Genomic DNA, 25,589 nt, shown 5'->3' with positions numbered 1-25,589 from the left:
CGCCTTCGGGTGCGCCCTTTCCCTTTGCATGTTCGCCGGACATCATGACCAAGACCTTCTTCGAACCCTCGATCCGCTCGCGCCCCGTCTATGGCGAGCTGACCCCCCGCGCAGGCCGCGCCCACCTTTTCGTCGCCGATGGCGAAGGGGCCGAGGCCGTCTGCGACATGATCGCCAAGGCAGGGGCCGATGCGCCCGCGCTGCTGGCCAGGTCGCATATCATCTACATGCCCGGCCCCTTCGGCAGCGACCTGACGGCACGGCTTCAGGCGCTGGGGGCCGCGCAATTCCACCGCTCGCCCAGTTTCGGCGCCGCCCAGTCGCGGCTCAGGAAGGTTCTGGCCGATGCCCATATGGGTCTGCAAGTCTATCTCGCCGGCACCGAAACCCTGATCGGCCTTGCCATGCGCGAGGTGATGGAAGCTGGCCTTCCCCCCGAAGCCGTCCAGACCGAACATCGCGGATCCCTGTCGCGCCGCGTGCAATGCGTGCATTGCAAGGGCATCACCGAAAACGTGACGACCGATCCCTTCGCCTGCTCGCATTGCGGGCTGAACCTCTTCGTGCGCGACCATTACTCGCGCCGGATCGCCGCCTTTCAGGGCGTGAATATCGATGCCGAGGATCCGGGTCAGGTGCCTGCGGCGGTGGAGCGTTTCAAATGAGTGTCGGCGCACCCAAACTCGACGTGACCGTGGCCGAGGTGGTCGAGGTCAATTCCCTGATCAAACGCTTCCGCTTCGTCCGCAGCGATGGCGGGGTAATGCCCCCCTTTTCCGGCGGCGCGCATGTCGTGGTGGAAATGGACGACCACGGCACCCGCCGCATGAACCCCTATTCGCTGATGTCCGACCCCTCGGACCGCTCGGGCTATGCCATCTCGGTCCGGCGCGACGATGCCGGGCGCGGCGGCTCGCTGTTTCTGCACCGCCATGTCACGGCGGGCATGCGGATGCAGATCAGCCATCCCGTCAACCTGTTTCCGGTCGACGCGCGCGCGCGAAAGCATCTCTTGCTCGCGGGCGGGATCGGGATCACCCCCTTCATGGGCATGATGGCCCAGTTGCAGCGGCAGGGGCAGCGGTTCGAGCTGCACTATTCCGCGCGCAGCCCGCAGCTTGGCGCCTATTGTGACAGCCTCGCCGCCACCTACGGCGAACGCGTGCATCTCTACTATGACGAGGCGGGGCAGGCCGTCGCCCTCGACGCGCTGCTTGCCGGACAGCCGCTTGGCACGCATCTCTACATCTGCGGCCCCAAGGGCATGATCGCATGGGCCCGCTCGCGTGCCGAGGCTGCGGGTTGGCCCGCCGTCACCGTCCACTCCGAGGAATTTCTCGCCCCGCCCGTGGGCAATCCGTTTCAGGTGGAATTCGCCCGTTCCGGCAAGACCGTCACCGTGGGGGCCGCGCAATCCATCCTCGAGGCGATGGAGGCCGCGGGCGTCGATGCGCCTTACCTCTGCCGTGGCGGGGCCTGCGGACAATGCGAAACCGCCGTCATCCGCTGTGACGGCCATATCCACCACCACGATCATTGGCTGTCGGACGAGGACAAGGCCAGCAACCGCAAGATCATGCCATGCGTTTCGCGTTTCGAGGGCAAGTCCCTCGTCCTCGACCGCTGAAGGAGGCCGCGATGGGTCTGGAATTCAACACCGAAACCTTCCGAAACGATTTCACGTTCAAGAACTCGCCACGCGCGATCAAGCGGTTCCCCTTTCCCTTCGACCGTGACGACTACATGTATTCCGTCAACATGGAGCCGCATGTGCCGGGCCGCCCCGGCTCGGTGTTCGAACACATGTTCGATGTCGACGAGCATTACGTGGCCGAAATGCGCGACCGCGCGCTGGTCTTGGCCGATGATCCGCTGCGCTGCCAGTCGCTGCCGCATATGACCCTGGCGGGCTGGGACCTGCTCGAACTCATCATGGAGAGCAAGGCGCGCGACTATCCCCATTGGTTCGAGCTGCACAAGAACGGCAACCACTGGCACTGGATCAACCGCCCGCTCGAAATCGAACAGAAGTTCACCTTCCTTGATGAGACCACGCTGCCCTGTGGCCCGATGGAATACATCACCCGTCAGGCGCAGGGCGATTTCACCCTGCAAGACCAGCGCGACGACAACCTCTGGATCGAAGCGGGGATGGTCACGACACAGGCCGACTGGTCCCTCGATTTCGACATCGGGATGAGCTTTCACGAATGGCACGCCCCCGTGCCCAAGGCGCACCAGATGGGCGTTTTCGACCGCGCGCTGAAATTCCTGCTCAAGCTGCAACACGGGGCGCCGGTGCGGCGCTTCAACTGGACCATGACCGTCGATCCGCTGCTCGACACCAGTCCCGAGAACTATCCCAAATGGGGGCCGACCAAGGCCACGCTCACGCCCGACAACATCGGCCACCGCCAGCACCTGCGCGTCGAACTCCAGACCTTGCACCGCCTGCCGCGGTCGAATGCCATCGCCTTCCCGATCCGCTGCTACCTGATCAAGTTCGAGGAACTGGTGACCATCCCGAAATGGGCGCGGCGTCTGCATCGGGTGGTGCGCGACATCGACCCCGAACTTGCCACCTACAAGGGCTTTCTGCGCAACCGCGACCTGATGGTCCAGTATCTCTCGCAATTCGACGATGGCGCCCCCACCTCTCCGGGGTGGTGGCCCGACGAATAAGGCCCAAGGAACAGGCAAGACATGCTCGATTATCCCCGCGTGACCCCCGGCCCGCCGCGCCCGAGCCGCATCCTGACACCCGCCGCGCTTCAGCCCCATTCGGGGCAGGAACGCTACGAGGTGCCGGGTGCGGGTGCGATCCTCGTTCCCGTCAGTGCGGGCGACAGCGTGACCTTGGTCAATGCCGAAGGCGGGCAGGTGGCCGAACTGGTCGCCGCCGACAGGCAGGGGCGGATCGACGCGGGGCTTCTGGGCCAAACCGCCAATGGCGATGCCCGCGGGCTCAAGGCGCTGTTGGCGGCAGGGCAGGGCGCGGGTCTGGGCGGGCTGCGCCTTGGCCTTGAACGGCGCAAGATCGACCTTGCCACGGCGGGCGCCATCGTGCTGTTCGGCAGCGACACCCCCGCCGGAACCGAAGAGTCTTTTACCGTCACCCGCGACGGCGTTCTGGTCGCCGCAGCCCCCGGACAGATGGACCCTGACGGGCAGGACACCGCAACCCCGCTGACGCTGAAGATCAAGCGCGCGACGCTGAAAATGGTAGGCTCCTTCGACCTGCCCGATCCGCTGGCCGAACCCGTGCTTGACCTGCGGGTGAAATCCGCCACCGCGCAGGCCTATTTCGTCAAGGCGGGCGATTACATCCAGGTGATCGACGTCGATGGCCGGCAATGCACCGATTTCCAGTGTTTCGCGGCCCGCAAGCTCGACAAGGGGATCGAACACGCGCTCGATGTCACCACCTCGCGCACCCTCATGGGCCACGCCTATTCCATGCCCGGCCTGCATTCCAAATACTACGATCAGGACATGCTGCCGCTGGTCGAGGTGGTGCAGGACACCGTCGGCCGGCATGATGCCTTTGCGATGGCCTGCGCTGCCAAATATTATGACGATATCGGCTATCCGGGCCATGCCAACTGTTCCGACAATTTCAACGGAGCGCTCACGCCGCATGGCGTATCGGCGCGGCCGGGCTGGATGGCGGTCAACCTCTTCTTCAACACCGGCATCGACGCACATGGCGTGATGTATTCCGACGAGCCGTGGTCCCGCCCCGGCGACTATGTCCTTTTCCGCGCGTTGACCGACCTTGTCTGTGTCAACTCGGCCTGCCCCGACGACACCTCGCCCTCGAACGGCTGGTATCTCTCGGACATCCACATCCGCACCTATTCCGGCGCCGAGCCCTTCAAACGCGCCATCGCCTATCGCCCCACGCCCAATTCGGAGCCGAAGATGACCAAGGACACCGCCTTTGCCGAAAAGACGGGGGCGCTGACCCGCAATGTCGTCGAATACAAAGGCTTCTGGCTGCCACAGGTCTATTCCTCCCACGGCGCGATCGAGGAATATTGGGCCTGCCGCGAAAAGGCGGTGGTGCTCGACCTCTCCCCCCTCCGCAAGTTCGAGGTGACGGGACCGGATGCCGAAGCCCTGATGCAATACACCCTGACCCGCGACGTCAAAAAGCTGTCGGTGGGGCAGGTGGTCTATTCGGCCATGTGCTACGAACACGGTGGCATGATCGACGACGGCACGCTCTTCCGCCTTGGCCGTGACAACTTCCGCTGGATCGGCGGCGATGATTACGGCGGCATCTGGCTGCGCGAACAGGCCGGGAAGCTGGGGCTGAAGGTCATGGTCCGCTCGTCCACCGACCAGCTTCACAACCTCGCCGTCCAAGGCCCGAACAGCCGCGAGATCCTGCGCCGCATGATCTGGACCGCGCCGCATCAGCCAAGCATCGACGAACTCGGCTGGTTCCGCTTCACCGTCGCCCGCATCGGCGGCCCCGAAGGCGCGCCCGTGGTCGTGTCGCGCACGGGCTACACCGGCGAATTGGGCTTCGAAATCTTCTGCCACCCCAAGGACGGCAACACCGTCTACGATGCCGTCTGGGAACATGGCCGCGACCTTGGCCTGCGCCCGATGGGCCTTGCCGCGCTCGACATGGTCCGCATCGAGGCGGGTCTGATCTTCGCAGGCTACGACTTCTCCGACCAGACCGACCCCTTCGAAGCCGGCATCGGCTTTACCGTCCCGCTCAAATCGAAAACCGATGATTTCATCGGCCGCGACGCCCTGATCCGCCGCAAGGAAAACCCGCGCTGGAAATTCGTGGGCCTCGACATCGATTCAGCCGTCGACGTGGGCCACGGCGATTGCATCCATATCGGCCGCGCTCAGGTGGGCGAGGTCACCTCGTCGATGCGCTCGCCGCTTCTTGGCAAGAACATAGCGCTGGCACGGGTCGATGTCGCCCATGCCGAGGTGGGCACGGCGGTCGAGGTCGGCAAACTTGACGGCCAGCAGAAAAGGCTGCCTGCCGTCATCGTGCCCCTGTCGCATTACGACCCGAAAAAGACGCGCCCCCAATCCTGACGCGCCCCCGATCCGGAAGGCGCGCGCCCTAGCTCTGCGCCTCGACCGCGCCGCCTGCGGCGCACCAGTCGGCGAAACCGCCGATGTTCTGCGCCCGATAGCCCAGACGCCCAAGCGTCTGCGCGGCCATGCCCGCACGGCCCCCCGCCGCGCAATAGACGGCAACCGGAATCGCCGGATCGAAGCGCCTGTCGAAATCGGGGCTTTTCGGGTCGGCCTTCATCGGCACCAGCGCCACCGGCACATGCAGCGCGCCCTTGGCCTTGCCACTGGCCTGCAACTCGGCAGCTTCGCGCACGTCGAGAAGCAGCAATTCCCCCTTGGCGGCCAAGGCTTGCGCCTCGGTCGCAGTCAGACGGGGCAGGGATGTATCGAAGCCGGACATGACGAAGCCTTTCCTATTGCCCCGCCCAATGTATTCATTCTTGTGAATATGTAAAGACCTGCCGTAATCCGTCCTCCGGCAGCTCGACCCTTGCCCCGATGGCCGCGTGCAGCCGCGCTAGATCGGGCACCATCACCGCCGGATCATCCGGCAAAGGCGCGTTGCCCAAGTCCAGCAAATCGGTCCGGCCCGCAATCTGTGCCAGAACCCGCGCCAGATCGCCCAGACTGCGCGGCGCGCCCGACCCGAGGTTCATCGCCCCCTCGGCTCTCGTGCCCAAAAGATCGGCCACGCAATCCCCGATATGCAAGGTCGATGCGAAATCCCGCACCAGTCCCGCCGCCCGCACCCGCGCAGGCGCGCCCGCCGCCAAGGCCCGCATCAGCGACGGCACCAGTCGGGCAGGGTGTTCGCCCGCGCCGTATAGATGGAACAGCCGCAGCCACAGCAGACTGGCCCCCGCCCCTGCGCACAGCGTGCCAAGGTCGGCATGAAGCCCCGCCTTGGCCGTCCCATAGGGCGTTGCGGGTGCAATCGGGCGGTCCTCGCGCCAGGGACCGTCCTGTCCCTGCGAGGCATATTCCGCGCATGTCCCCAGCCCGACGATCCGCCGCCCGCCCGCTGCCAGAAATCCCCGCGCCAGATCCGCCGAAGCCGCGCGCCAAACCTCGTTCAGGGGCGAGGCCCAGAACGCGCCATGCTCCACATACCACGCCGCATGCAGCAGAACCCGCGCACGGGTTCGCGCCAGAACCCTCTCGCGGTCGGCAGCCACCAGCAGATCGGCCTGATGCCACCCCTCCCGCGCTGTCCGCCCCACGGGTTCAACGGCGAAGCCACTGGCCAGCAGCGCGGCATGGATCGCCCGCCCGACAAAGCCCGAAGCCCCGGTCAGAAGCACGGTCTCAGCCATGATCCGGCCAGTCGCGGTCGCGTTGCGAAAGAACCGCCGGGGCTGCGGGCCAGTCGATGCCAAAGGCCGGATCGTTCCACCGTGCGCCCCGCGCGGCATGGGGCTCGTAGGGCGCGTCGATCATGTAATCGACCACCGCGCCATCCGTCAGCGTCAGAAAACCGTGCGCGAACCCCTGCGGAAGGAACAGGGCCACACCGTTTTCGGCGCTCAACTCTGCCGCGTGCCATTGCAGATAGGTCGCGCTGTGGCGCCTCATGTCCACCGCCACATCCCAGACGGCACCGGCCACGCAGCGCACCAGCTTTTGCTCGCCATAAGGCGCGTCCTGCCAATGCAGCCCCCGTAGCGTATGCCTTGCCAAATTGCTCGACAGGCTGGCTTGCACCGGCACAAAGCCGACCCCCGCCGCCGCGAAACTCTCGGCGCACCAGATGCGGCGGAAACTGCCCCGCGCATCGGCAGGGGCGTCGCTTTCCACGCGGATCAGATCGGGCAAGGGGGTCGCATGAAACCGCATCACAGGGCCTTCATCTCCGGCACCGCAGTCCATAACCGGCCCGCAAAGCCCGCGCCGCGCAACTGCGCCACGACCTCGGCCGCGATGTTCCACGGCAAGATCAGGATATCATCGGGTGCCGCAGCCAGCAGGTCGGCAGGGCTGACAACCGGCACATGGCTTCCCGGCAAACGGCGCCCCTGTTTCGACGGCGCAAGATCGGCCACGGCAAGGATATCTCCGGCCCGCACCCCCGCGGCATTCAGAAAGGTGTTCCCCTTTGCCGCCGCACCATAGGCCGCCACACGGCGTCCGGCCTGATGCTGCCGCGCCAGCCAGTCGCGGAACCCCGCCACCGTCTCGGCCACCCGCGCGTTGAACCCGGCATAGACCGCATCGCCCGCCAAGCCCCGCTCGGCCTCGACCTTGCGCAGCCGTGTCAGTTGCAACGACGGAACCTTGGGCGCAAGCGAGGCGAGGATGCGCAGCGACCCGCCATGCGTCGGCAGATGTTCGACATCATAGACCGTCAACCCGTGCCGCGCGAACAGCCGCTCGATGGCGTAAAGCGACCAATAGGCGTAATGCTCGTGATAGATCGTGTCGAACTGCACCCCGTCGATCAACGACAACAGATGCGGCGCTTCGACAGACAGCGTGCCTTGCGGTTTCAGCAAGGTGGCGAGCCCTTCGGTAAAACCGTTTATGTCCGGCACATGGGCCAGCACATTGTTGGCCACCACCAGATCGGCACGCCCCTGCGCCGCCACCACCGCCGCCGCCGACTGCGGCGTCAGAAAGGCCACCTCGGTCGGCACCCCCGCCGCGATGGCCTGCCGCGCCACATTGGCTGCCGGCTCGATGCCAAGGCACGGCACCCCCGCTGCCACGAAATTCCGCAAAAGGTATCCGTCATTCGACGCCACCTCGACCACGAAAGACTGCGCGTTCAGCCCCAGCCGCCCCGTCATCGCATCGGCAAAGCGCGCCGCATGCGCAAGCCATGAAGACGAGGCCGACGAGAAATAGGCGTAGTCGCTGAATATCCCCTCGGCATCGACCACATGGTCAAGCTGCACCATCCTGCAGTCGCTGCAAACCACGGCGCAAAGCGGATAGCGCGGCTCGCGCGCCGCATCGGCCTCGGGCGGCAGGTAGGAATTGGCGACCGCCATCGTGCCAAGGTCGCAGAACACCGGACCAAAGGGCGCACCGCAGGCGCGGCAACGGGTTAGCTTTTCGGCACTCATATCTCATTTCCTGCAAGAAAACGGTCAATCGCGGCATCCGACAGCGCGGCCATGTCCGCACCCGCCTGCCAGGCGTCATACCAGCGGGCGGTTTCCGCCACGGCACGGGCCGTGCCAAGCCTTGGCCGCCAGCCCAAAGCCCGCTCTGCCAGCCTGCTGTCCAGCGCCAGTCGCGGCTTTTCCACCATCGGCGGCGCATCCGACAACCGCCAGTCGACCGCCCGCCCCGTGGCATGCTCCCAATGGGCCAGCAGCTCTGCCACCGTCAGTTCCGCCTCGGCCGGACCGAAGTTGACAGCGGGCGGCGCCCCACCCTCTGCCAGAGCCTCGGCCAGCAGCAGATAGCCCGCGACCACATCCAGCACATGCTGGAACGGCCGGGTCGAGGCCGGATTGCGCAGCACCAGCGGCACAGCCGCAAGCCGCGCCCGCACCAGATCGGGCACCAGCCGCGCCGCGCCGAAATCGCCCCCGCCGATCACATTCCCCGCCCGCCCCGTGGCAAGCGCCGGAAGGTCGCGGAACGACGCGCGATGGCTTGCCACCAGCACTTCGCAGGCCGCCTTCGACGCGGAGTATGGGTCCGTGTCGCCCAGGGCATCGCCCTCGACAAAGGGCCGGTCCTGCCCGCTGTTGCGGTAAACCTTGTCCGAGGTCACGACCACCGCCGCCGCACCGCCCGTCCCGCGCAGGCCCTGCAACAGATGCAGCGTGCCGGTGACATTGCTCTCCCATGTTCCCGCAGGGTCGGCATAGCCCGCCGCCACGATGGCCTGCGCCGCGAAATGCAGCGTCACCTCCTGCCCTTTGGCCGCCGCCGCCACCGCCCGCGCATCGCGCAAATCGCCGCGCAGGTCGCGCGTGCAGTCGGCCACCCGCAGGGCCGCATGGGCCGATGGCCCCGCCGCAGGGTCAAGCGCAAAGCCCGTCACCTCGGCGCCAAGGGCGGCCAGCATCCGCGCAGCCCATGCGCCCTTGAAACCCGTGTGCCCCGTCAGCAGCACCCGTTTGCCACGCCAGAAGGCGGGCGAAGGCCGCCTCACCACAGTTTCCACGGCGCGGCGCCCCCGTCCCACAGGGCTTGCAGATGGTCGCGGTCGCGCAGCGTATCCATCGGCTGCCAGAAACCGTGATGCTCCCATGCCATCAACTGCCCGTCCCGCGCCAGACCTTTCAGCGGCTCCTGCTCCCACAGCGTCGCCTCGCCCGCGATCCGGTCGAGGACCGACGGGTTCAGCACGAAAAAGCCGCCGTTGATCATGCCGCCGTCGCCCGCAGGCTTCTCGGTAAAGGCGGTGACAGAATCCCCGCTCCGCTCCAGCGCCCCGAACCGGCCGGGCGGGATCACCGCCGTCACCGTCGCCGCCCGTCCGTGGGCGCGGTGAAAGGCGATGGAACTGGCGATATCCACATTCCCGACCCCGTCGCCATAGGTCAGGCAAAAGGCCTTCTCGTCGCGCAGCAGATGCCCCACGGCCCGAAGGCGCCCGCCCGTCTGCGTCTCTTCGCCCGTGTCGATCAGCGTCACGCGCCACGGCTCCGCCGCAGGGCGCAGCACATCGACCGTGCCTTTGGCCAGATCGACCGTCAGGTCCGACGACAGCCGCGCGTAGTTGAGGAAGAATTCCTTGATCTGCCAGCCGCGATATCCAAGGCAGATGACGAAATCGGTGATCCCGTTGGCCTCGTATATCTTCATGATGTGCCACAGGATCGGCCGCCCGCCGATCTCGACCATCGGTTTCGGGCGCAGGCCCGTTTCTTCCGAAAGCCGCGTGCCGCGGCCCCCCGCAAGGATCACGGCTTTCATTCTGCGGCTACCTTTGCTGCCAACTCGTAAAAATGTCGGGTGAACCGTTCGGGCTGGCCCAGCGGATTCGCCGCGATCTGCGCCCGCAATCCGTGGCGCAGCGCCCGCCGCCGCGCGGGGTCGGCGGCCAGCTCGGCAGCCTTTGCCACATAATCCGCCACCGTCGCCACCGACAGGTCACCAAGGCCCGCGTTGTTCAGGTTGGAATGCGACAGACGTTCCGGAAAGCCCGGCCCGCGCAGGCTGACGGTCGGCACCCCCATCCAGAGCGATTCACAGGTCGTCGTCCCCCCCACATGCGGCAGCGAGTCGAGCGCCACGTCGATCTCGTTGTAATGCCGCATGTGATCGCCCCGCACGCCGACAAAGCGCAGCCGGTCAGGATCAACATCGCGCCGCGCAAAGGCCGCGCGGCTGTTGGCGATGAAACTTTCCGACGCGGCTTCGGGCCGCAGGAACAGGAACCTCGATCCCGGCACCGCCCGCAACACGGCGGCCCATGCGTCGATGCAGGCGGGGGTGTATTTGTAGGGGTTGTTCGCCGTGCCGAAGGAAAGATACCCGTTGCGCGCCTCGGGCGTGCCTTCGGCAATCTCGTGCGCGCCGAACATGCGCGACAGCGTCACCCAGCTTTCGGGCATCTCGAAGGCGCGTTCGATCAGCAGGCGCGGGTCTTCCGGACGGATGTAGGGATCGGTCAGGATCAGGTCGATCTGCTCAAGCCCGGCCGAATGCGGATAGCCCAGCCAGCTTGCCCCCAACCGCGCCGGACGCCGCGCCATCACCGTCAGCTTGTTCATCGCCGTCGAGCCGCCAAGCTCGAACAGAATGTCCAGCCCGTCCGCGGCGATTCCCTCGGCCACCTGGTCATCCGGCCGCTTGGGCCAATGCCGGAATCCGGTGACGTTGCGGGCCAGCAGGTCCTGCACCTTGTCGGCCTCGCGTTCGTAGAACGAATAGCAGAACACCTCGACCTTGTCGCGGTCATAGCCTTCCAGCAGGGGCAGGGCGAAATAGGTCACCGGATGGTGGCGCAGGTCCGAAGACATGAAGCCGATCCGCAGCTTGCGCCCCGTCGCCAGCGCGGGCTGCCCGACAGGCGTAACCGCAGCCAGCTTGGCCGAAGCCCGCCTTCCCCATTCGCGGTGCCAGTCGACCAGCTGCAACCGGTCGTCGAGTGTTTCCACCTGCCCAAGCTCGTAATGCACATAGGAATGCATCCCCGACGCCTGCCAGGGCGCCAGAAGCTTCGAAAGCGGTCCGGTCGCCGCCATGCCCTCCTCGTCCATGACGCGCATGAACACCGTGCGCAGCGTGCGCGCGGCCTCGGCCCGTCGGGCGGGAAAGCGGTCGACGATCTGTTTTGCGATGTCATAGGCGCGTTCCAGATGCGCCGTCTCGCTGCCATAGCGGCTGCGCGACAGGCTTTCGGCCAACCGCTCCAGCGCCTCGAAACTGTCCGGATGCGCCGCCGCCGCCCGCTCCAGCGCCTCGTTCGCCCCCTTGCGATCCCCGTCGCCCAACAGGTTCGCCAATTGCAGATTGGCCGCCAGATGCCCCGGATCGGCGTCAAGCACCCTGTGCAGCATGGCCGTCGCCCGCGCGATATCTCCCCGCGCGCGCGCAACCCGCGCGTCCAGCACCCAGAAGGTCCGGTTTTCCGGATCGGCCGCCGACATGCGGGCCACCAGTTCCGCCGCCTCGTCGCGCTTGCCCGCCACCAGCAGCATCTGCGCCAGCGTCGTCGCATTGCCCGTATGCCCGGGCGAAAGGGCGACCGCCTTCCGCTGGCTTTCCACCGCCGCCTCGTCCTGGCCCATCAGGCTGAGCTGCCGCCCGTGCAGGCGCCACAACTCGGCCGATTTCGGCGTCAGCCGCAGCGCCCCCCGATAGCATTCGGCCGCCCGCTCATGCGCGCCCAACCCTTCGTAGACATTGCCGAGGTTCTGCCAGATCCCTGCATCGGTCCCGCGCAACTTGCGCGCCGCCTCAAGCACCTCGGCGGCCTTGGCCAGCCGCCCCGCCCGTTTGAGCAGCACGCCCATGACATTGGCAACGCCGGCATCCTTCGGGTTCTTGGCAAACCACGCGCGGAACGCCGCAACCGCATCGTCCTGTCGGCCCAGTTCCGAAAGCGCAAGCGCATGGCCCTGCGCCGTCAGGCGGGCAGGGGCCCCCGCCGCAACCGCGCGTTCATAGGCGGCGACGGCACCTGCCGCATCGCGCCGGCGCATCGCGGCCTCGGCTTCGCTCAGGGCATGTTCGGCTGGCGTCAGGCGGGGCTGCGACATGGGAAAAACCAACTCACTCGTGAAACACGCAAAGACGCCTGCCTGCCTTGGAACGGCAGGGCAAAGCGCGATTTTAACAATTGTGAAGTGTCCGTAGCCCGCAACCGCACGACAGGCGCGCACAGGGGCAAACGTGGCAAAAGGGCACAAGGGATACTACGGCACATGACGAAACTATAGCCGCCGGAAATCGTCGAGTTCCAGACCACCGCATGAATTTTTCGCGGCAGTTGCCCTGCCGTCAGCCCGCAGCCTTACGCCACGCCTTGGCATGCTTTGCCAACCGCGCGTCGGGCAGGGTCGCCGGAACCGCAGTCGCAGGCGCGCCACCCCCGCCGAACAGCAGCGCCGCCCCGATCGCCGTGCCCGTCTGCGACGCCGACGTGACCACCGCCCGCCCCGTGGCCGCCCCGAGCATCGCCGTGAACCAGCGGTTCTGGCCGAACGGCCCTTCGACGATCACCGGCCCCTCGGCCCCGATCATGCCCAGACATTCCGCCGTCATCAGCGCCAGATACTGCCCCAGCGCCACCTCCCGCAGGGCGGGCGAGCGCGGCTCGTCCGGCATCCACCGCGCCACGGCCTTGGGGAACGGCCCGCTGCCCCGCTGCACGGCGGGCAAAAGCATGATCCCCTCGTCCAGCACCGCTCCAAGGTCATCTGCGGTCGCAAGCGGCGCGGCCCCCGCGCGGATCATCTCGTATTCCCGCCCGCCCATGAAGCGCGCCGAAGGCGTGGGCGCGCCAAGGGCGTTCACATTCACCAGCGTATCCCGCGCGGGGTCCAGTTCGACCGTCGCCCCGCCCACGGCCATGCAGACGACCCAAGTTCCCGTCGACACCACCGAAAAGGGCGCCGGCCGGTCGATCAGATGCGGCAGAAGTGACGCGTTGCTGTCATGCAGCCCCACCGCAACCGGCGTGTCCGCCGCCATGCCCGTCGCTGCCGCCACTTCGGGCGTGATCCGCCCCAGAACCTCGCCGCAGCGCCGCACGGGGGCCATCTTGCCCGACAGCCCCAAGCGGTCCACCAGCGACGAGAACCGCGCCTCGAAAGGGTTCCACAGATCGGTATGGCAGCCAAGGCTCGTCACATCGCTTGCCCTTACTCCGGTCAACCGGAACCCCCAGTATTGCGGATAGGTCAGCAGCGCATCGACCCGCGACAGAAGCGTGGGGTCCATCGCCAGTTGCCAATGCACCTGCGCGCCAAGGTTCAGCCCCATCGGCAAGCGCGCAGACCCCGTCTCGGCAAAGGGCGGGCGCAGCGCGTCATAGTCCGCCGCCAGATCGTCCGGTCCGGTGCATTCGTAATCCAGCACCGGCGCGGCCAGCGATCCGTCCGCCGCCAGCAGGACGCCGCTCGCGCCATGCGTCGTCACCGACACCGCGTCGATTCCGTGGCTGGCCTGAAACGCCTTCAACCCGCCCAGCAGAAACGCCCAATGCCCCTCGGTGTCGAAATGCGGATAGGGCGGGCCTGCCAGCACCTTGTTGGGCCGCGTGACCACCGCCACCTCGGCCCGCGCCTCAAGATCGACCAGCGCGAGTTTCGCGTTGGTCTTGCCGATGTCGATGACCGCGATGTGCTTCATGGCATGTGAAAGACGGTGTCGAGTGCCACCGCCAGCGGTTCGTTCTTCGCGTTGGTTGCCATGATGTCGGCCATATGCGCCCACCAGCGTTGCATCACCGGCGATTGCGGCAGATCGTCCATCGCATGATCGTCGCGCCGCCACAGCACGCCGAACAGAGTGCCGGTCTCGCGGTCCAGATGGATCGAATAATCGCTGATCCCGGCGGCATGCAGCAGATCGACCAGCTCGGGCCAAATCTCGTCATGGCGCTTGCGATACTCCGCCTCGCACCCCGGGTTCAGCCGCATCTTGAAGGCGTATTTCTGCATCATTTCCCCCAACGGCGGATCAGGCGCGGCACGGCGATGACCGAAATCAGCAACAGGCCAAGGAAAATCGACATCACGATTCCTGGCACATTCAGAAGCCCGAAGCCGAATGTCACAAGCCCCATGATGATCGCGGCCAGAACAACCCCCGGTATCGTGCCCGACCCGCCCAGAATGTTCACCCCGCCCAGAACCACCATCGTGACCACCTCAAGCTCCATCCCCGTGGCGATCGAGGGCCGCGTGGACCCCAGACGCGAGGTCAGGCACACCGCGGCGATCCCCGACATCAGCCCGGTCATCAGGAACAGGATGAACCGCACGCGCCCCACACGGATCCCCGAAAACAGCGCCGCCGTCGGGTTGTTGCCGATGGCATAGACCGACCGGCCGAAATTCGTCCGGTGCAACAGCACGTAAAAGCCCACTGCCAGCACGGCGAACAGGACCAGCTCGAAGCTGAACACCCACCAGACATAGCCTTGCCCGAACCACGCGAATGACTTCGGATATCCGGTAAACGCCTCGTCTCCCAGCACGATGGTGCTGATGCCGCGAAACAGGCTCATCGTGCCGATGGTCACCACGATCGACGGCAATCCCAGCCGCGCGACGAAAAACCCGTTCAGCGCCCCGCACAGCACCCCCGTGCCGATGCCGACAGCCACAAGCATCGGCGTGTCGAACCCCGCCGTCATGGCAATCCCCATCGCCGTCGAGGCCAGCGCGATGATCGAGGCGACCGAAAGGTCGATCTCGCCCGCGATGATCAGCATCGCCATGGCGAAAGCGATCATCGCCTTCTCGGTAAAGTTGAAGGTCGCGTCCGACAGGTTCCACGCATTCAGGAAATAGGGCGAGGCGAAAGAGTTGATGGCAAAGACCGCAACCGCCACCACGATCAGCAGCGCCTCCCATGACCGCAGCGCGCGCGCCAGCGGACTGGTCAGCCGGTCGGGGATCAGACGCGCGGTGTGATGTGTGCTGTCACTCATGCCCGATGCTCCGCCGATTTGAGGATGATGCGGCCCTTGGCCCGACCCTGCCGCGCGTTGAACGCCACGGCCAGAATGATGGCGCTGCCCGAAATGGCCAACTGCCAGAAGGGCGATATGCCGACCACCGGAAGCGCGTTCTTGATCACGCCAAGGAACAGCGCCCCCAGAACCGCCCCCGCAATGGTGCCCGCCCCCCCCGCGATGGCAATCCCGCCGATCACGCAGGCCGCCACCACGTCAAGCTCGAACCCGCCCGCGATGTCGACATAGGCCACGGCATAGCGGGCGACCCACAGATAGCCCGTCAGCCCCGCCAGCGCCCCCGAAAACACGAAGGCCACGAACTGCGTGCGTCCGACGTTGATGCCCGTATAGACTGCGGCATGCGGGTTGCCGCCCACGGCATAGAAGCTGCGCCCCAGCGCCGTTCGGTTCAGCAGCAGCGCCGCCGCGATGATCACGGCAATGGCGATCCATGACATCACCGGCAGGCCAAGCACAAAGGCGCGCGGCAAGTCCTTGAACCCAGCACTCATCTGGTGCGCGTTGATCCACTTTCCATCGGTCATCAGAAAGATGATGCCGCGATAGATCGTCATCGTGCCAAGCGTCACCACGATGGGCGGAATATCCACCTTCCACACCAGCCAGCCGTTGACCGCGCCAAGCCCCGCCCCAAGCACCACGGCGGCCAGCAGGATCACCGGCAGCGGCACGCCCATCCCGTTCAGCATCGCCGCCACCATCCCGCACAGCGCCAGCGTCGCCGCGACCGACAGGTCGATGCACTTGGTCAGGATCACCACCATCTGCCCTATGGCAAGGATGATCAGCGGCGAGGTGTCGTTGAACACATTGGCCAGATTGGCCGGAGCGACAAATCCCGGAAACCGCGTCGAGATCAGCGCGATCAAGGCAAGTATGGCAAGCGCGAGCAATATCTCGCGCGATTTCAGAATCTTTGTCATGCGGCCTCGGCAATGCCCGCAGCGGCGCGGACCAGACGTTCGGGGGTCATCGCAGACCCGGTAAGTTCGGCCGCGATCCGGCCCTCGCGCATCACGATCACGCGGTCCGACATGCCGAGGATCTCGGGGATCTCGCTCGATACCATGATGACCGCCAGGCCCTCGCCGGCCAGTTCGGCCATGAATTCATGCACCGCAGCCTTCGATCCGATGTCGATGCCCTTCGTCGGCTCGTCAAGGATGATCACCCTCGGCTTGGTCGCAAGCCACTTCGCGATCACCACCTTTTGCTGGTTGCCCCCCGAAAGCAGCCCCACATCCTGATCAAGGCTCGCCGCCCGCAGATCGAGCCTGCGCGTATAGTCCCGCGCCAGCGCGAATTCCTCGGCCATCCGCAAAAACCCCCCACGCGAGATGCGCCCGAGCGAGGGCAGCGTGACGTTCTGGAAGATCGGCAAGCCCTTGACCGCGCCTTGCCGGCCACGATCCTCCGGCACATAGACGATCCCTTGCCCGATGGCTTCCGCCGTCGAGCGGATCACCGCCACGCTGTCACCGATGCGGCAGGCCCCCTTGGACGGTCTGGTGATCCCGAACAGCGATTGCATCACCTCGGAGCGTCCCGCCCCGACCAATCCGTAAAACCCGAGGATCTCGCCCTGATGCAGGGTAAAACCGATATCCTCGAACTCTGTCGGATGGCTGTAGCCCGAAACCGTCAACACCGGAGCGCCGATGTTATGCGCGCGCTTGGGGAAGATCTGGTCGACCGACCGGCCCACCATCATCTGCACCAGCTGCCCCTCGGTCACGTCCGACATGGCGCCGGCCCCGATGAAGGCACCGTCGCGGAACACTGTGTAACGGTCCGCGATGCGGAACACCTCGTCGAACTTGTGGCTGATGAACAGAATGGCCTTGCCCTCGGCCTTCAACCGTTCGACCAGCTCGTAAAGCTCGTGAATTTCCTTGTGGCTCAGCGCGGCGGTCGGTTCGTCCATGATCACGACCCGCGCGTCGATCGACAGCGCCCGTGCGATGGCGACCAGATGTTTCGACGCGATCCCCAGTTCGCGCAACGTCAAGCGCGGGTCGAGATCGGCCCCGATCCGCGTCAGCAGCGCGCGCGATTGCGCCTCCATCTCGGCCCAGTCGATCAGCCCGAAGCGCCCGCGCGGCGCATGGCCGATGAAGATGTTTTCGGCCACGGTCAATTCGTCGAACAGCACCGTCTCCTGATGGATCGCCGTGACGCCCGCCTTGGCCGCCGCATCGGCGGTGGCGAACTGCACCGCCTTGCCATCCACCTCGATCACGCCCGCGTCGGGCTGGTAAATTCCGGTCAGCACCTTGACGATGGTCGACTTGCCCGCGCCGTTCTCGCCGATCAACGCGGTCACCTGGCCTGCGAACAGCTCGAGCTGCACATCCGACAGCGCGCGCACGCCGGGAAAGGATTTGGATATGCCCGACAGGCGCAGCACAGGCTGCGGGGCAGGGGCAGGGGCGACGGTCATGGCTCTGTCCGGTCGTATGAAATGGGGGGGGGGTAAATCCTTCGGGCGGTACGGTTGCGCGGCCGCCCGAAGGGGGGGCAGATCAGAAGATCGACTTGAACTCTTCGATGTTCGATTTGTCGTAGGTGAAGGGGTCGGACATGGCCGCTTCGTTATTCTCGTCCAGCGTCGCAGCGCCCATTCGGCCCATCGGGATCGACGCGCCCGGCTCGGCCTTGGCCCCGTTCGAGATGTTGTAGGCCAGCATGGTCGCAGCATAGCCCAGATCGATCGGGTTCCAGATCGCGAAGGAGATGGTCGCCCCGGATTCGACCGCGCCGGCCATTTCCGACGGCAGGCCAAGGCCCGTCACGTTGATCGCGCCGATCTTGCCGGCGTCGGTCACGGCTTGGCTGGCTGCCAGAATGCCCACCGTCGTCGGCGCGATGATCGCCTTCAGGTTCGGATACGTCTGGATCAGGCCCTGCGCCTCGCGGTAGGATTTGTCGGCAAGGTCATCGCCATAGACCGTGGCGACAAGGTTGATGCCCGGATAGTTCGGCAGAACCTTGGTCGCCTCTTCGATCCAGATGTTCTGGTTGGTCGAGGTCGAGGTGGCCGACAGGATCGCCACGTCACCGCCTTCGGGCATGTGGTCGGCGGCAAGCTTGATGATCGTATTGCCGATCAGCGCGCTCGACGACGGGTTCAGGTGCATCTGGCGGCCTTCCTTGGCCACGCCCGAATCCCACGAGATCACGGTGATGCCACGCTCCATCGCCTTTTGCAGCGCGGGGGCCACGGCGTCGGGGTCGTTGGCCGAGATGGCGATGGCGTCCACGCCCTGCGCGATCAGGGCGTTGATCACCTCGATCTGGCCTTCGGCGGTGGTGTCGGTCGGACCGGTGTAGATGATCTCCACATCGCCGAGTTCCTTGGCGGCCTCTTCCGCGCCCTTGTTGGCCGCTTCGAAGAAGCCGATCCCCAGCGCCTTGACCACAAGCGCGATGCGCTTGGTTTCGGCATGGGCGCCGGTCGCGATAAGCGCGGTGGCAAGCGCCGCCGTCGTCAGTGCCTTGCGAAGTATGCTCATTCTTTCCTCCCTGAGCGTTCAGTCATTCTGGTCGCGCCGCGCTTCAAGCTTCCTGCGCGGTCATCTGTCTGTCCGTGGCGCCGACCTGCGCCACGATCAGCCTTACATCCGCCGCTTCCAGCATCGCTGCGTCGCGGTCGGAAATGCCTTCGTCGGTGATCACCGTGTGAATCCGCGCCAGCGGGCAAAGCACCATGCTCGACCGCTTGGCGAATTTCGTGCTGTCGGCCAGCACCACCAGCTCGTCCGCCTGACCGATCAGCTTCTGTTCGGCCTGGATCAGCAGCGGGTCGCCCTCCATCAGCCCCAGCGGGCCAAGCCCGCGGCAGCCCATGAACATCCGCCGCGCCCAGAAATGCGACGATCCGTCATTGTCGAAGGGCGAAAGGATGATGTTCTGCTCGCGATAGATCGCCCCCGCGGGCAGCAGCACCGTATTCTTGGAATGCTTGAGCAGATGCTCCGCGATGGGAAAGCTGTTGGTGAACACCTGCAACCGCTTTGCCGTCAGCGGATGCACCATCTGGAATGTCGTCGTCCCGCCGTTGATGATGATGGGCGAGCCGTCGTCGCACAGATCGACCGCCGCACGCGCGATGGCCCGCTTCTCGGCGATCCGCACGCTTTCATCCATGCTGAACGGACGGGCATTGATGCCGACAAAGTTCGGCGGCGCGATGGATTCGGCCCCGCCCCGCACGCGCCGCAGTTTCTTTTGCACGTGCAACGTCGCGATGTCGCGCCGCACCGTCGCCTCGGACGCCCCCGTCAGGGTGACCAGATCGGCGACCGTCGCCACGGGCCGTTCCTGCACCGCCGACAGGATGATTCTGTGCCTTTCGCTTTCGTGCATGTCGTTCTCCCTGCCCATCACGCTGCCGTTGAATTCAATCACTGTCAATCATTTTCAATCACAGCAATCATTTTGCACTTGCAGCATGATTGAAGATGATCGTTTTTGATTGACATTCATCCGCGCTGGTCACAAACCTTGACCAAAGCGCGGGGCTTGCCGCGCCAAGGGAGGATGCCATGACCACTGCCGCCGCCGGTTCCCGGCTGATGAACCTTTGGGATGATGCGCGCGCCGCGGGCATGACCGAGCCCGAGAAACTGCTCTACCGGTCGAACCTGCTCGGATCGGACAAGCGCATCACCAACTACGGCGGCGGCAACACATCGGCCAAGGTCCTGGAAAAAGACCCGCTTTCCGGCGCGATGGTCGAAGTGCTTTGGGTCAAGGGGTCGGGCGGTGACGTCGGCTCGATCAAGATGGATGGTTTCGCCACGCTCTACATGGACAAGCTGCGCGCCCTGAAGGGCATCTATCGCGGCGTGGCGATGGAGGACGAGATGGTGGGCCTGCTGCCCCATTGCACCTTCAACCTCAACACCCGCGCGGCTTCCATCGACACGCCGCTGCACGCCTATGTGCCCAGAAAACATGTCGACCACATGCACCCCGACGCGATCATCGCCATCGCGGCCTCGAAGAACTCGCGCGCGCTCACCCGGCAGATCTTCGGCGATGACATCGGCTGGCTGCCGTGGAAACGCCCGGGGTTCGAGCTTGGCCTCTGGCTCGAGAAATTCTGCCTCGAGAACCCGGATGCCAAAGGTGTGGTTCTGGAATCGCACGGGCTTTTCACATGGGATGACGACGCCAAGGCCTGCTACGCGCTGACGGTCGAGATCATCCAGAAGGCGATGGACTGGTTCGCCGCCGAAACCGCCGGCAAGACCATCTTCGGCGGCGCGGTGGCGCAATCGCTCGACGCCGATGCCCGCCGCGCCGTGGCCGCCCGCCTGATGCCCGCGATCCGCGGCATGATCAGCGCCGATCACCGCATGGTCGGCCATTTCGACGATCAACCCGCCGTGCTGGAATTCGTCAACTCGGCCAGGCTGAAACCCCTCGCGGCGCTTGGCACGTCCTGCCCCGACCACTTCCTGCGGACCAAGATCTGCCCGCTGGTCGTCGGCTTCGACCCCGCCAGGCCCGATGTGGACGCCACCCTTTCCGCCCTTGCCGGACAGGTGGCCGAATACCGCCAAGGCTACGCCGCCTATTACGAACGCTGCAAACACCCCGACTCGCCGCCACTGCGCGACCCGAATGCCGTGGTCTACCTGATCCCCGGCGTGGGCATGATCACCTTCGCCAAGGACAAGGCGACCGCCCGCATTTCCGGCGAATTCTACGTGAACGCCATCAACGTGATGCGCGGGGCCGACACCGTTTCCGAATATTGCGGCCTGCCCGAACAGGAAGCCTTCGACATCGAATACTGGCTGCTCGAGGAAGCAAAACTCCAGCGCATGCCCAAGCCGAAATCGCTGGCCGGACGCGTGGCCTTCATCACCGGCGGGGCAGGGGGCATCGGTTCGGCCACGGCCGAGCGTTACCTGCGCGAAGGCGCCTGCGTGATGCTTGCCGATATCGACGATGCGGCGCTGACCGCCACCGCCGACAATCTGGCAGGCCGCTTCGGCCGCGATGTCGTCCGCACCGTATCGATGAACGTCACGCGCGAGGACGAGGTCCTCTCCGCCTATGCCCGGACTTCGGTGGAATTCGGCGGCCTCGATATCCTCGTCTCGAACGCGGGCATCGCCTCCTCGGCCCCGATCGAGGAAACGACCCTCGCGCTCTGGAACAAGAACATGGATATCCTGTCCACGGGGTATTTCCTTGTCAGCCGCGAGGCGTTCAAACTCTTCCGCGCGCAGGGCATCGGTGGCGCGGTCGTCTTTATCGCTTCCAAGAACGGGCTTGCCGCCAGCCCCAACGCCTCGGCCTATTGCACGGCCAAGGCCGCCGAAATCCACCTTGCCCGCTGCCTCGCGCTCGAAGGGGCCGAAGCGGGCATCCGCGTCAACGTGGTCAATCCGGATGCGGTTCTGAAAGGGTCGAAGATCTGGTCGGGCGAATGGCTCGACCAGCGCGCCAGCACCTACAAGACCGACAAGGACGGGCTGGAAGAGATGTACCGCCAGCGGTCGATGCTGAAACGCTCGGTCCTGCCCGAGGATATCGCCGAAGCCGCCTATTTCCTTGCCTCGGACCAGTCGGCCAAATCCACGGGGAACATCCTCAACGTGGATGCGGGCAACGTCCAGGCTTTCACGCGCTGATCCCGGGGGAACGGACATGATCGACAAAAGCATCATCGAGGCCGAAAACGCCAAACGCGCCGCCGCCCTGCGGGCCGATTACGACGCGCTCGGCGAAAACCTCGCGCGCCGCGGCATCGACATCGCCGCCGTCAAGGCCAAGGTCGCAAGCTATGGCGTGGCCGTGCCAAGCTGGGGCGTCGGCACGGGCGGCACCCGCTTTGCGCGCTTTCCGGGCGCGGGCGAGCCGCGCCACATCTTCGACAAGCTCGAGGATTGCGGCGTGATCCAGTCCCTGACCCGCGCCACCCCCGCCGTGTCGCTGCACATCCCGTGGGACAAGGCCCCCGCCGCCGATCTTCTGGCCAAGGCGGCACAGCTTGGCCTGCGCTTCGACGCGATGAACTCGAACACCTTCCAGGACCAGCCCGACCAGCCGCACAGCTACAAATTCGGCTCGCTCTCGCATGCCGACCGTGCCACCCGCGCGCAGGCGGTCGAACACAACATCGAATGCATCGAGATCGGTCGCGCCCTCGGGTCCAAGGCCCTGACCGTCTGGATCGGCGACGGCTCCAACTTTCCCGGCCAGACCGATTTCACCCGCCAGTTCGAACGCTATCTCGAGTCGATGAAACAGGTCTACGCCGCCCTTCCGGACGATTGGCGCATCTTCTCGGAACACAAGATGTTCGAACCCGCCTTCTATTCGACCGTGGTTCAGGATTGGGGCACCAACTACCTGATCGCCAAGGAACTGGGCGACAAGGCCTTCTGCCTTGTGGATCTCGGCCACCATGCGCCCAATGTGAACATCGAGATGATCGTGGCCCGCCTGATCCAGTTCGGCAAGCTGGGCGGCTTCCACTTCAACGACAGCAAATACGGCGATGACGACCTCGATACCGGCTCCATCGACCCTTACCGCCTGTTCCTCGTCTTCAACGAACTTGTCGGGGCCGAAGGCAAGGCCGGCTTCTCGCCCGCCCATATGCTTGACCAAAGCCACAACGTCACCGACCCGATCGAAAGCCTGATGGTCTCGGCGACCGAGGTGCAGCGCGCCTATGCACAGGCGCTGCTCGTCGACCGCAAGGCGCTGGCAGCCTGTCAGGACGGCAACGACGCGCTGATGGCGACCACCACGCTCAAGCACGGCTTCCGCACCGATGTCGAACCCGTCCTTGCGATGGCGCGGATGGAGGCGGGCGGCGCCATCGACCCCGTCGCCACCTACCGCGCCAGCGGCTACCGCGCCAAGGTCGCCGCCGTGCGCCCCAGGGTGACCGGCGGCGGCGGCGGCATCGTCTAGCCGCGCGACATCCCGCGCAAAGTGCCGAAACCCGATTTCTGCGGGAAAGCGGTTTCCCGCAGAAAACCACCCGCCCGACCCTGCGCCCATGACGCCGATGCGCCCCGCAAAACACCACAAGATGCAGGGCTTCGCACCGCCTATGCTATAAGTGGCACAAGTTTTGCCGTTGTCCTTGTCGAACACAAAGGGGCACGGGCATGGATCTGGCGACGACGATCGGCTTTTTCGGGGGCATTCTTGCCGTGGTCGGCACCATGCTGGCCGGCGGGCACATCGAACCCTTCATCTCGGTCCACGGCTTCACCATCGTTTTCGTCGGCGGTTTCTTCGCCGTGATGTACACCGCGCCGATGGAGGTTTTCCTCGGCTCGTTCAAGGCGATGGGCACGGCCTTCAAGAAGCACAACACCGATGTCGCGGCCCTTGCCGGGCTGATGTCGGAACTTGCGACCATCGCCCGCAAAGACGGCCTCATGGCCCTCGAAGGCCGCGAGATGCCGCACAAATTCCTCGAACGCGGCATGCAGATGCTCATCGACGGCGCGGATGAGGGCAAGCTGACCAAGCAGCTCAACAACGAAATCGCCGCGATGAAGGTGCGCCATTCCGCCAAGCAGGACGTCTGCAAGGCATGGGTCGAACTCGGCCCCGCCTACGGGATGATCGGCACGCTCATCGGTCTGGTCGAGATGATGGGCAACATGGCCGACCCGACAAGCGTCGGCAAAGGCATGGCCACGGCCCTCGTCGGCACCATGTACGGGGCCATCGCCGCCAACGTGTTCTTCGGCCCGATGGCAACCAAGCTCAAGAACAACACCGCCCGCGAAGTCGCCTATTGCGAGGCCGCCATCGAAGGCCTGCGCGGCATTGCCCGCGCCGAAGCGCCGCGCGTCATCCTCGACGGCCTCGCCGCCCGTCTGCCGCCCGCCGAACGCGCCAAGCTTCAGGCTGCCGCGTAATGAGCAAGGCACCGGCAAAAGCGGCCCAGGCCCACGCCCCGCATGACCATGACGACGATCATGGCGGCGGCGGGCATGGCGGGGGCGACGATCACGGCGGCGGCGGCCATTGCCCGCCCCCGTGGATCATCACCTTTGCCGACATGGCGACGCTTCTGATGGCCTTCTTCGTCATCATGCTGATGACCGCGACAACCGACCAGCCCAAGTTCAACGCCTTCGCCTCGGTGATGCGCCAGACCTTCGGCCGTGCGCCCATCGACCCGAACGATGCCGACAAGGGCGGCACCTCGATCATCGACCTGCACTTCGGCCCGCAATCGGGCGAACAGACCAACGATCCACCCGCCACGACCCCGCAATCGGGCGACCCCGAAGTGCCCGACAGCGGCAAGGCCGAAGGCGTGGGCAATCCGGGCGGCGCCACGGGTGACGGCGCAAGCAACGATGCAGGCAGCGGCAGCGCCGCCGATCAGGCCGCGCAGGCCCTTGCCAAAGCCATGCAGGATGCCGTGGCACAGGGCGAACTGACGGTCGAAAGCGACGCGGGCGCCGTCACCATCCGCCTGCCCAAAGGGGCCAGCAAAGAGGATGCGGCCAAGATCGCCTCTGCCCTGACCGCAGGGGCCGCCGCAGCCAATTCTGCCGCCAACGCCGCCGCCGCGCCGGCGCAGCAGGGCGACGCCGCAGGCGCTCCGGCCACCGGCGATGCCACAGGTGCGCCCGCCACGGGCGACGCCTCGGGCGCTCCGGCCACGGGCGATGCCACGGGTGCCCCGGCCACGGGCGACGCCTCGGGCGGTGCCCCTGCGGCGGGTTCGGGCGTGGGCCTGATCCGCGCCAAGATGGCCGCCGTCAAACTGGGCATGGCGCTCGAAGAGCAGATGGCCCAGGGCGATGTGCAGATCGAACAGCGCGACGGCTCGGTCGTCGTCACCGTCGGCGCGGGCGGGGCTTTCGCCTCGGGGTCGGCCGACATGACCGCACAGGCGCAAGAGATCATCGCCAAGCTCGAGGATGTCTCGGGCAAGGCCGCGCGCATCGTCGTCACCGGCCATACCGACAACGTCCCGCTTTCGGGCTCCACCTATACCGACAACTGGGAACTCGCCTCGGCCCGCGCCGCAAGCGTTGTCCGCAGCATCACCGAAAGCGGCACCATGCCCGACACCGACCTTGTCGCTGTCAGCAAGGGCGAATCCGCCCCCGTCGCCGACAACTCCACCCCCGAGGGGCGCCAGAAGAACCGCCGCATCGAAATCGAAATCGAATTCGACAAGGAATGAGCATCGCCATGGAAAAAGTCGCCTGCCTGACCTGCCGCATGATCCGCCGCTTCGTCCTCGCCTTCGGGGCAGGGGTGCTGGTCATGTGGCAGGTCACCGGAACGCTGCCCGCCGAAACCCCGAACAACGGCACGTGGCGCGGATTCATGTTCGTCGCGATGTTCTTCCTTGTCGCGGGCGTGTTCTTCCGCATGCGCGAAATGCGCAACCGCTTCCGGATGCGGATGCGCGACTGAC

23 protein-coding genes are annotated in these 25,589 nt (G+C 65.7%); 9 read left to right on the top strand and 14 right to left on the bottom strand.

Features of this window, described 5'->3' with window-relative positions:
• Positions 1 to 44: 44 nt before the first annotated feature.
• From H7F16_RS09910 to H7F16_RS09895, 4 genes are read left to right on the top strand one after another with little or no spacing between them, the layout of a single operon-like run.
• The gene (locus H7F16_RS09910) at positions 45 to 665 is read left to right on the top strand and encodes a dimethylamine monooxygenase subunit DmmA family protein (RefSeq protein WP_185797391.1); all 621 of its coding nucleotides are present in this window, start codon (positions 45 to 47) and stop codon (positions 663 to 665) included.
• Positions 662 to 1,627 carry a PDR/VanB family oxidoreductase gene (locus H7F16_RS09905; RefSeq protein WP_185797390.1) on the top strand — a complete coding sequence of 322 codons (966 nt, stop codon included), beginning with the start codon at positions 662 to 664 and terminating at the stop codon, positions 1,625 to 1,627. Before H7F16_RS09910 ends, H7F16_RS09905 begins: the two co-directional genes overlap by 4 nt.
• A gap of 11 nt (positions 1,628 to 1,638) precedes the next feature.
• A complete protein-coding gene (locus H7F16_RS09900; protein ID WP_185797389.1) occupies positions 1,639 to 2,682 on the top strand; it encodes a heme-dependent oxidative N-demethylase family protein in 1,044 nt (347 codons plus the stop codon).
• Between the two features lie 21 nt (positions 2,683 to 2,703).
• Positions 2,704 to 5,067 carry a trimethylamine N-oxide demethylase gene (locus H7F16_RS09895; RefSeq protein WP_185797388.1) on the top strand — a complete coding sequence of 788 codons (2,364 nt, stop codon included), beginning with the start codon at positions 2,704 to 2,706 and terminating at the stop codon, positions 5,065 to 5,067.
• Positions 5,068 to 5,095: 28 nt separating this feature from the next.
• Here the strand turns inward: H7F16_RS09895 and H7F16_RS09890 are convergent, their stop codons facing one another.
• The 14 genes from H7F16_RS09890 to H7F16_RS09825 form a co-directional block, all read right to left on the bottom strand.
• Complete coding sequence (locus H7F16_RS09890) at positions 5,096 to 5,452, bottom strand: rhodanese-like domain-containing protein (RefSeq protein WP_185797387.1); 357 nt, start codon at positions 5,450 to 5,452, stop codon at positions 5,096 to 5,098.
• 34 nt (positions 5,453 to 5,486) lie between these two features.
• Positions 5,487 to 6,365, bottom strand: coding sequence for an NAD-dependent epimerase/dehydratase family protein (locus H7F16_RS09885; protein ID WP_185797386.1), 879 nt, complete (start codon positions 6,363 to 6,365; stop codon positions 5,487 to 5,489).
• Positions 6,358 to 6,885, bottom strand: coding sequence for a dTDP-4-dehydrorhamnose 3,5-epimerase (rfbC, locus tag H7F16_RS09880; protein WP_185797385.1), 528 nt, complete (start codon positions 6,883 to 6,885; stop codon positions 6,358 to 6,360). Before rfbC ends, H7F16_RS09885 begins: the two co-directional genes overlap by 8 nt.
• The gene (locus H7F16_RS09875; RefSeq protein WP_185797384.1) at positions 6,885 to 8,114 is read right to left on the bottom strand and encodes a class I SAM-dependent methyltransferase; all 1,230 of its coding nucleotides are present in this window, start codon (positions 8,112 to 8,114) and stop codon (positions 6,885 to 6,887) included. The genes rfbC and H7F16_RS09875 overlap by 1 nt, the downstream gene beginning before the upstream one ends.
• The gene (gene rfbG / locus H7F16_RS09870) at positions 8,111 to 9,157 is read right to left on the bottom strand and encodes a CDP-glucose 4,6-dehydratase (protein WP_206682591.1); all 1,047 of its coding nucleotides are present in this window, start codon (positions 9,155 to 9,157) and stop codon (positions 8,111 to 8,113) included. The genes H7F16_RS09875 and rfbG overlap by 4 nt, the downstream gene beginning before the upstream one ends.
• A complete protein-coding gene (gene rfbF, locus H7F16_RS09865) occupies positions 9,154 to 9,924 on the bottom strand; it encodes a glucose-1-phosphate cytidylyltransferase (protein WP_185797382.1) in 771 nt (256 codons plus the stop codon). Before rfbF ends, rfbG begins: the two co-directional genes overlap by 4 nt.
• The gene (locus H7F16_RS09860; RefSeq protein WP_185797381.1) at positions 9,921 to 12,215 is read right to left on the bottom strand and encodes an O-linked N-acetylglucosamine transferase family protein; all 2,295 of its coding nucleotides are present in this window, start codon (positions 12,213 to 12,215) and stop codon (positions 9,921 to 9,923) included. Before H7F16_RS09860 ends, rfbF begins: the two co-directional genes overlap by 4 nt.
• 241 nt (positions 12,216 to 12,456) lie before the next feature.
• Positions 12,457 to 13,809 carry an FGGY-family carbohydrate kinase gene (locus H7F16_RS09855; RefSeq protein WP_185797380.1) on the bottom strand — a complete coding sequence of 451 codons (1,353 nt, stop codon included), beginning with the start codon at positions 13,807 to 13,809 and terminating at the stop codon, positions 12,457 to 12,459.
• Positions 13,806 to 14,120, bottom strand: coding sequence for an L-rhamnose mutarotase (gene rhaM, locus H7F16_RS09850; protein WP_185797568.1), 315 nt, complete (start codon positions 14,118 to 14,120; stop codon positions 13,806 to 13,808). Before rhaM ends, H7F16_RS09855 begins: the two co-directional genes overlap by 4 nt.
• Positions 14,120 to 15,115 (bottom strand): ABC transporter permease, encoded by a 996-nt coding sequence (locus tag H7F16_RS09845; RefSeq protein ID WP_185797379.1) that lies wholly within the window; start codon positions 15,113 to 15,115, stop codon positions 14,120 to 14,122. Before H7F16_RS09845 ends, rhaM begins: the two co-directional genes overlap by 1 nt.
• Positions 15,112 to 16,086 carry an ABC transporter permease gene (locus H7F16_RS09840; RefSeq protein ID WP_185797378.1) on the bottom strand — a complete coding sequence of 325 codons (975 nt, stop codon included), beginning with the start codon at positions 16,084 to 16,086 and terminating at the stop codon, positions 15,112 to 15,114. Before H7F16_RS09840 ends, H7F16_RS09845 begins: the two co-directional genes overlap by 4 nt.
• Positions 16,083 to 17,603: a sugar ABC transporter ATP-binding protein gene (locus H7F16_RS09835; protein ID WP_185797377.1), complete on the bottom strand. Its 1,521-nt coding sequence runs from the start codon at positions 17,601 to 17,603 to the stop codon at positions 16,083 to 16,085. The genes H7F16_RS09840 and H7F16_RS09835 overlap by 4 nt, the downstream gene beginning before the upstream one ends.
• A gap of 82 nt (positions 17,604 to 17,685) precedes the next feature.
• The gene (gene rhaS / locus H7F16_RS09830) at positions 17,686 to 18,675 is read right to left on the bottom strand and encodes a rhamnose ABC transporter substrate-binding protein (RefSeq protein WP_185797376.1); all 990 of its coding nucleotides are present in this window, start codon (positions 18,673 to 18,675) and stop codon (positions 17,686 to 17,688) included.
• A gap of 43 nt (positions 18,676 to 18,718) precedes the next feature.
• Positions 18,719 to 19,528 (bottom strand): DeoR/GlpR family DNA-binding transcription regulator, encoded by an 810-nt coding sequence (locus H7F16_RS09825; RefSeq protein ID WP_185797567.1) that lies wholly within the window; start codon positions 19,526 to 19,528, stop codon positions 18,719 to 18,721.
• Positions 19,529 to 19,707: 179 nt separating this feature from the next.
• Between H7F16_RS09825 and H7F16_RS09820 the strand changes: the two genes are divergently transcribed.
• The 5 genes from H7F16_RS09820 (at position 19,708) to H7F16_RS09800 (ending at position 25,588) form a co-directional block, all read left to right on the top strand.
• Positions 19,708 to 21,810 (top strand): bifunctional rhamnulose-1-phosphate aldolase/short-chain dehydrogenase, encoded by a 2,103-nt coding sequence (locus tag H7F16_RS09820; RefSeq protein ID WP_185797375.1) that lies wholly within the window; start codon positions 19,708 to 19,710, stop codon positions 21,808 to 21,810.
• A gap of 16 nt (positions 21,811 to 21,826) precedes the next feature.
• Positions 21,827 to 23,101, top strand: a complete 1,275-nt coding sequence (gene rhaI / locus H7F16_RS09815; RefSeq protein ID WP_185797374.1) for an L-rhamnose catabolism isomerase — start codon at positions 21,827 to 21,829, stop codon at positions 23,099 to 23,101.
• Between the two features lie 200 nt (positions 23,102 to 23,301).
• Positions 23,302 to 24,066 carry a motility protein A gene (locus H7F16_RS09810; protein ID WP_185797373.1) on the top strand — a complete coding sequence of 255 codons (765 nt, stop codon included), beginning with the start codon at positions 23,302 to 23,304 and terminating at the stop codon, positions 24,064 to 24,066.
• Positions 24,066 to 25,352, top strand: a complete 1,287-nt coding sequence (locus H7F16_RS09805; protein WP_185797372.1) for an OmpA family protein — start codon at positions 24,066 to 24,068, stop codon at positions 25,350 to 25,352. The genes H7F16_RS09810 and H7F16_RS09805 overlap by 1 nt, the downstream gene beginning before the upstream one ends.
• A complete protein-coding gene (locus tag H7F16_RS09800; RefSeq protein ID WP_185797371.1) occupies positions 25,349 to 25,588 on the top strand; it encodes a hypothetical protein in 240 nt (79 codons plus the stop codon). Before H7F16_RS09805 ends, H7F16_RS09800 begins: the two co-directional genes overlap by 4 nt.
• Position 25,589: the final 1 nt, after the last annotated feature.

It is taken from the genome of Paragemmobacter straminiformis, assembly GCF_014243445.1.
Taxonomy (GTDB): Bacteria; Pseudomonadota; Alphaproteobacteria; order Rhodobacterales; family Rhodobacteraceae; genus Paragemmobacter; species Paragemmobacter straminiformis.
The sequence above is the reverse complement of the archived record's forward strand: the minus strand, read 5'-3'. Positions and strand labels throughout refer to the sequence as shown.

What these genes read in the sequence shown, in the direction of transcription:
- H7F16_RS09860 (WP_185797381.1), bottom strand. Translation starts at nt 12,215, where the DNA reads ATGTCGCAGCCCCGCCTGACGCCAGCCGAACATGCCCTGAGCGAAGCC.
- H7F16_RS09820 (WP_185797375.1), top strand. Translation starts at nt 19,708, where the DNA reads ATGACCACTGCCGCCGCCGGTTCCCGGCTGATGAACCTTTGGGATGAT.
- H7F16_RS09905 (WP_185797390.1), top strand. Translation starts at nt 662, where the DNA reads ATGAGTGTCGGCGCACCCAAACTCGACGTGACCGTGGCCGAGGTGGTC.
- rfbC (WP_185797385.1), bottom strand. Translation starts at nt 6,885, where the DNA reads ATGCGGTTTCATGCGACCCCCTTGCCCGATCTGATCCGCGTGGAAAGC.
- H7F16_RS09910 (WP_185797391.1), top strand. Translation starts at nt 45, where the DNA reads ATGACCAAGACCTTCTTCGAACCCTCGATCCGCTCGCGCCCCGTCTAT.
- rhaS (WP_185797376.1), bottom strand. Translation starts at nt 18,675, where the DNA reads ATGAGCATACTTCGCAAGGCACTGACGACGGCGGCGCTTGCCACCGCG.
- H7F16_RS09845 (WP_185797379.1), bottom strand. Translation starts at nt 15,115, where the DNA reads ATGAGTGACAGCACACATCACACCGCGCGTCTGATCCCCGACCGGCTG.
- H7F16_RS09840 (WP_185797378.1), bottom strand. Translation starts at nt 16,086, where the DNA reads ATGACAAAGATTCTGAAATCGCGCGAGATATTGCTCGCGCTTGCCATA.
- H7F16_RS09890 (WP_185797387.1), bottom strand. Translation starts at nt 5,452, where the DNA reads ATGTCCGGCTTCGATACATCCCTGCCCCGTCTGACTGCGACCGAGGCG.
- rhaI (WP_185797374.1), top strand. Translation starts at nt 21,827, where the DNA reads ATGATCGACAAAAGCATCATCGAGGCCGAAAACGCCAAACGCGCCGCC.
- H7F16_RS09805 (WP_185797372.1), top strand. Translation starts at nt 24,066, where the DNA reads ATGAGCAAGGCACCGGCAAAAGCGGCCCAGGCCCACGCCCCGCATGAC.
- rfbF (WP_185797382.1), bottom strand. Translation starts at nt 9,924, where the DNA reads ATGAAAGCCGTGATCCTTGCGGGGGGCCGCGGCACGCGGCTTTCGGAA.
- H7F16_RS09900 (WP_185797389.1), top strand. Translation starts at nt 1,639, where the DNA reads ATGGGTCTGGAATTCAACACCGAAACCTTCCGAAACGATTTCACGTTC.
- H7F16_RS09810 (WP_185797373.1), top strand. Translation starts at nt 23,302, where the DNA reads ATGGATCTGGCGACGACGATCGGCTTTTTCGGGGGCATTCTTGCCGTG.
- H7F16_RS09885 (WP_185797386.1), bottom strand. Translation starts at nt 6,365, where the DNA reads ATGGCTGAGACCGTGCTTCTGACCGGGGCTTCGGGCTTTGTCGGGCGG.
- H7F16_RS09825 (WP_185797567.1), bottom strand. Translation starts at nt 19,528, where the DNA reads ATGCACGAAAGCGAAAGGCACAGAATCATCCTGTCGGCGGTGCAGGAA.
- H7F16_RS09875 (WP_185797384.1), bottom strand. Translation starts at nt 8,114, where the DNA reads ATGAGTGCCGAAAAGCTAACCCGTTGCCGCGCCTGCGGTGCGCCCTTT.
- H7F16_RS09855 (WP_185797380.1), bottom strand. Translation starts at nt 13,809, where the DNA reads ATGAAGCACATCGCGGTCATCGACATCGGCAAGACCAACGCGAAACTC.
- H7F16_RS09895 (WP_185797388.1), top strand. Translation starts at nt 2,704, where the DNA reads ATGCTCGATTATCCCCGCGTGACCCCCGGCCCGCCGCGCCCGAGCCGC.
- H7F16_RS09835 (WP_185797377.1), bottom strand. Translation starts at nt 17,603, where the DNA reads ATGACCGTCGCCCCTGCCCCTGCCCCGCAGCCTGTGCTGCGCCTGTCG.
- rhaM (WP_185797568.1), bottom strand. Translation starts at nt 14,120, where the DNA reads ATGCAGAAATACGCCTTCAAGATGCGGCTGAACCCGGGGTGCGAGGCG.
- H7F16_RS09800 (WP_185797371.1), top strand. Translation starts at nt 25,349, where the DNA reads ATGAGCATCGCCATGGAAAAAGTCGCCTGCCTGACCTGCCGCATGATC.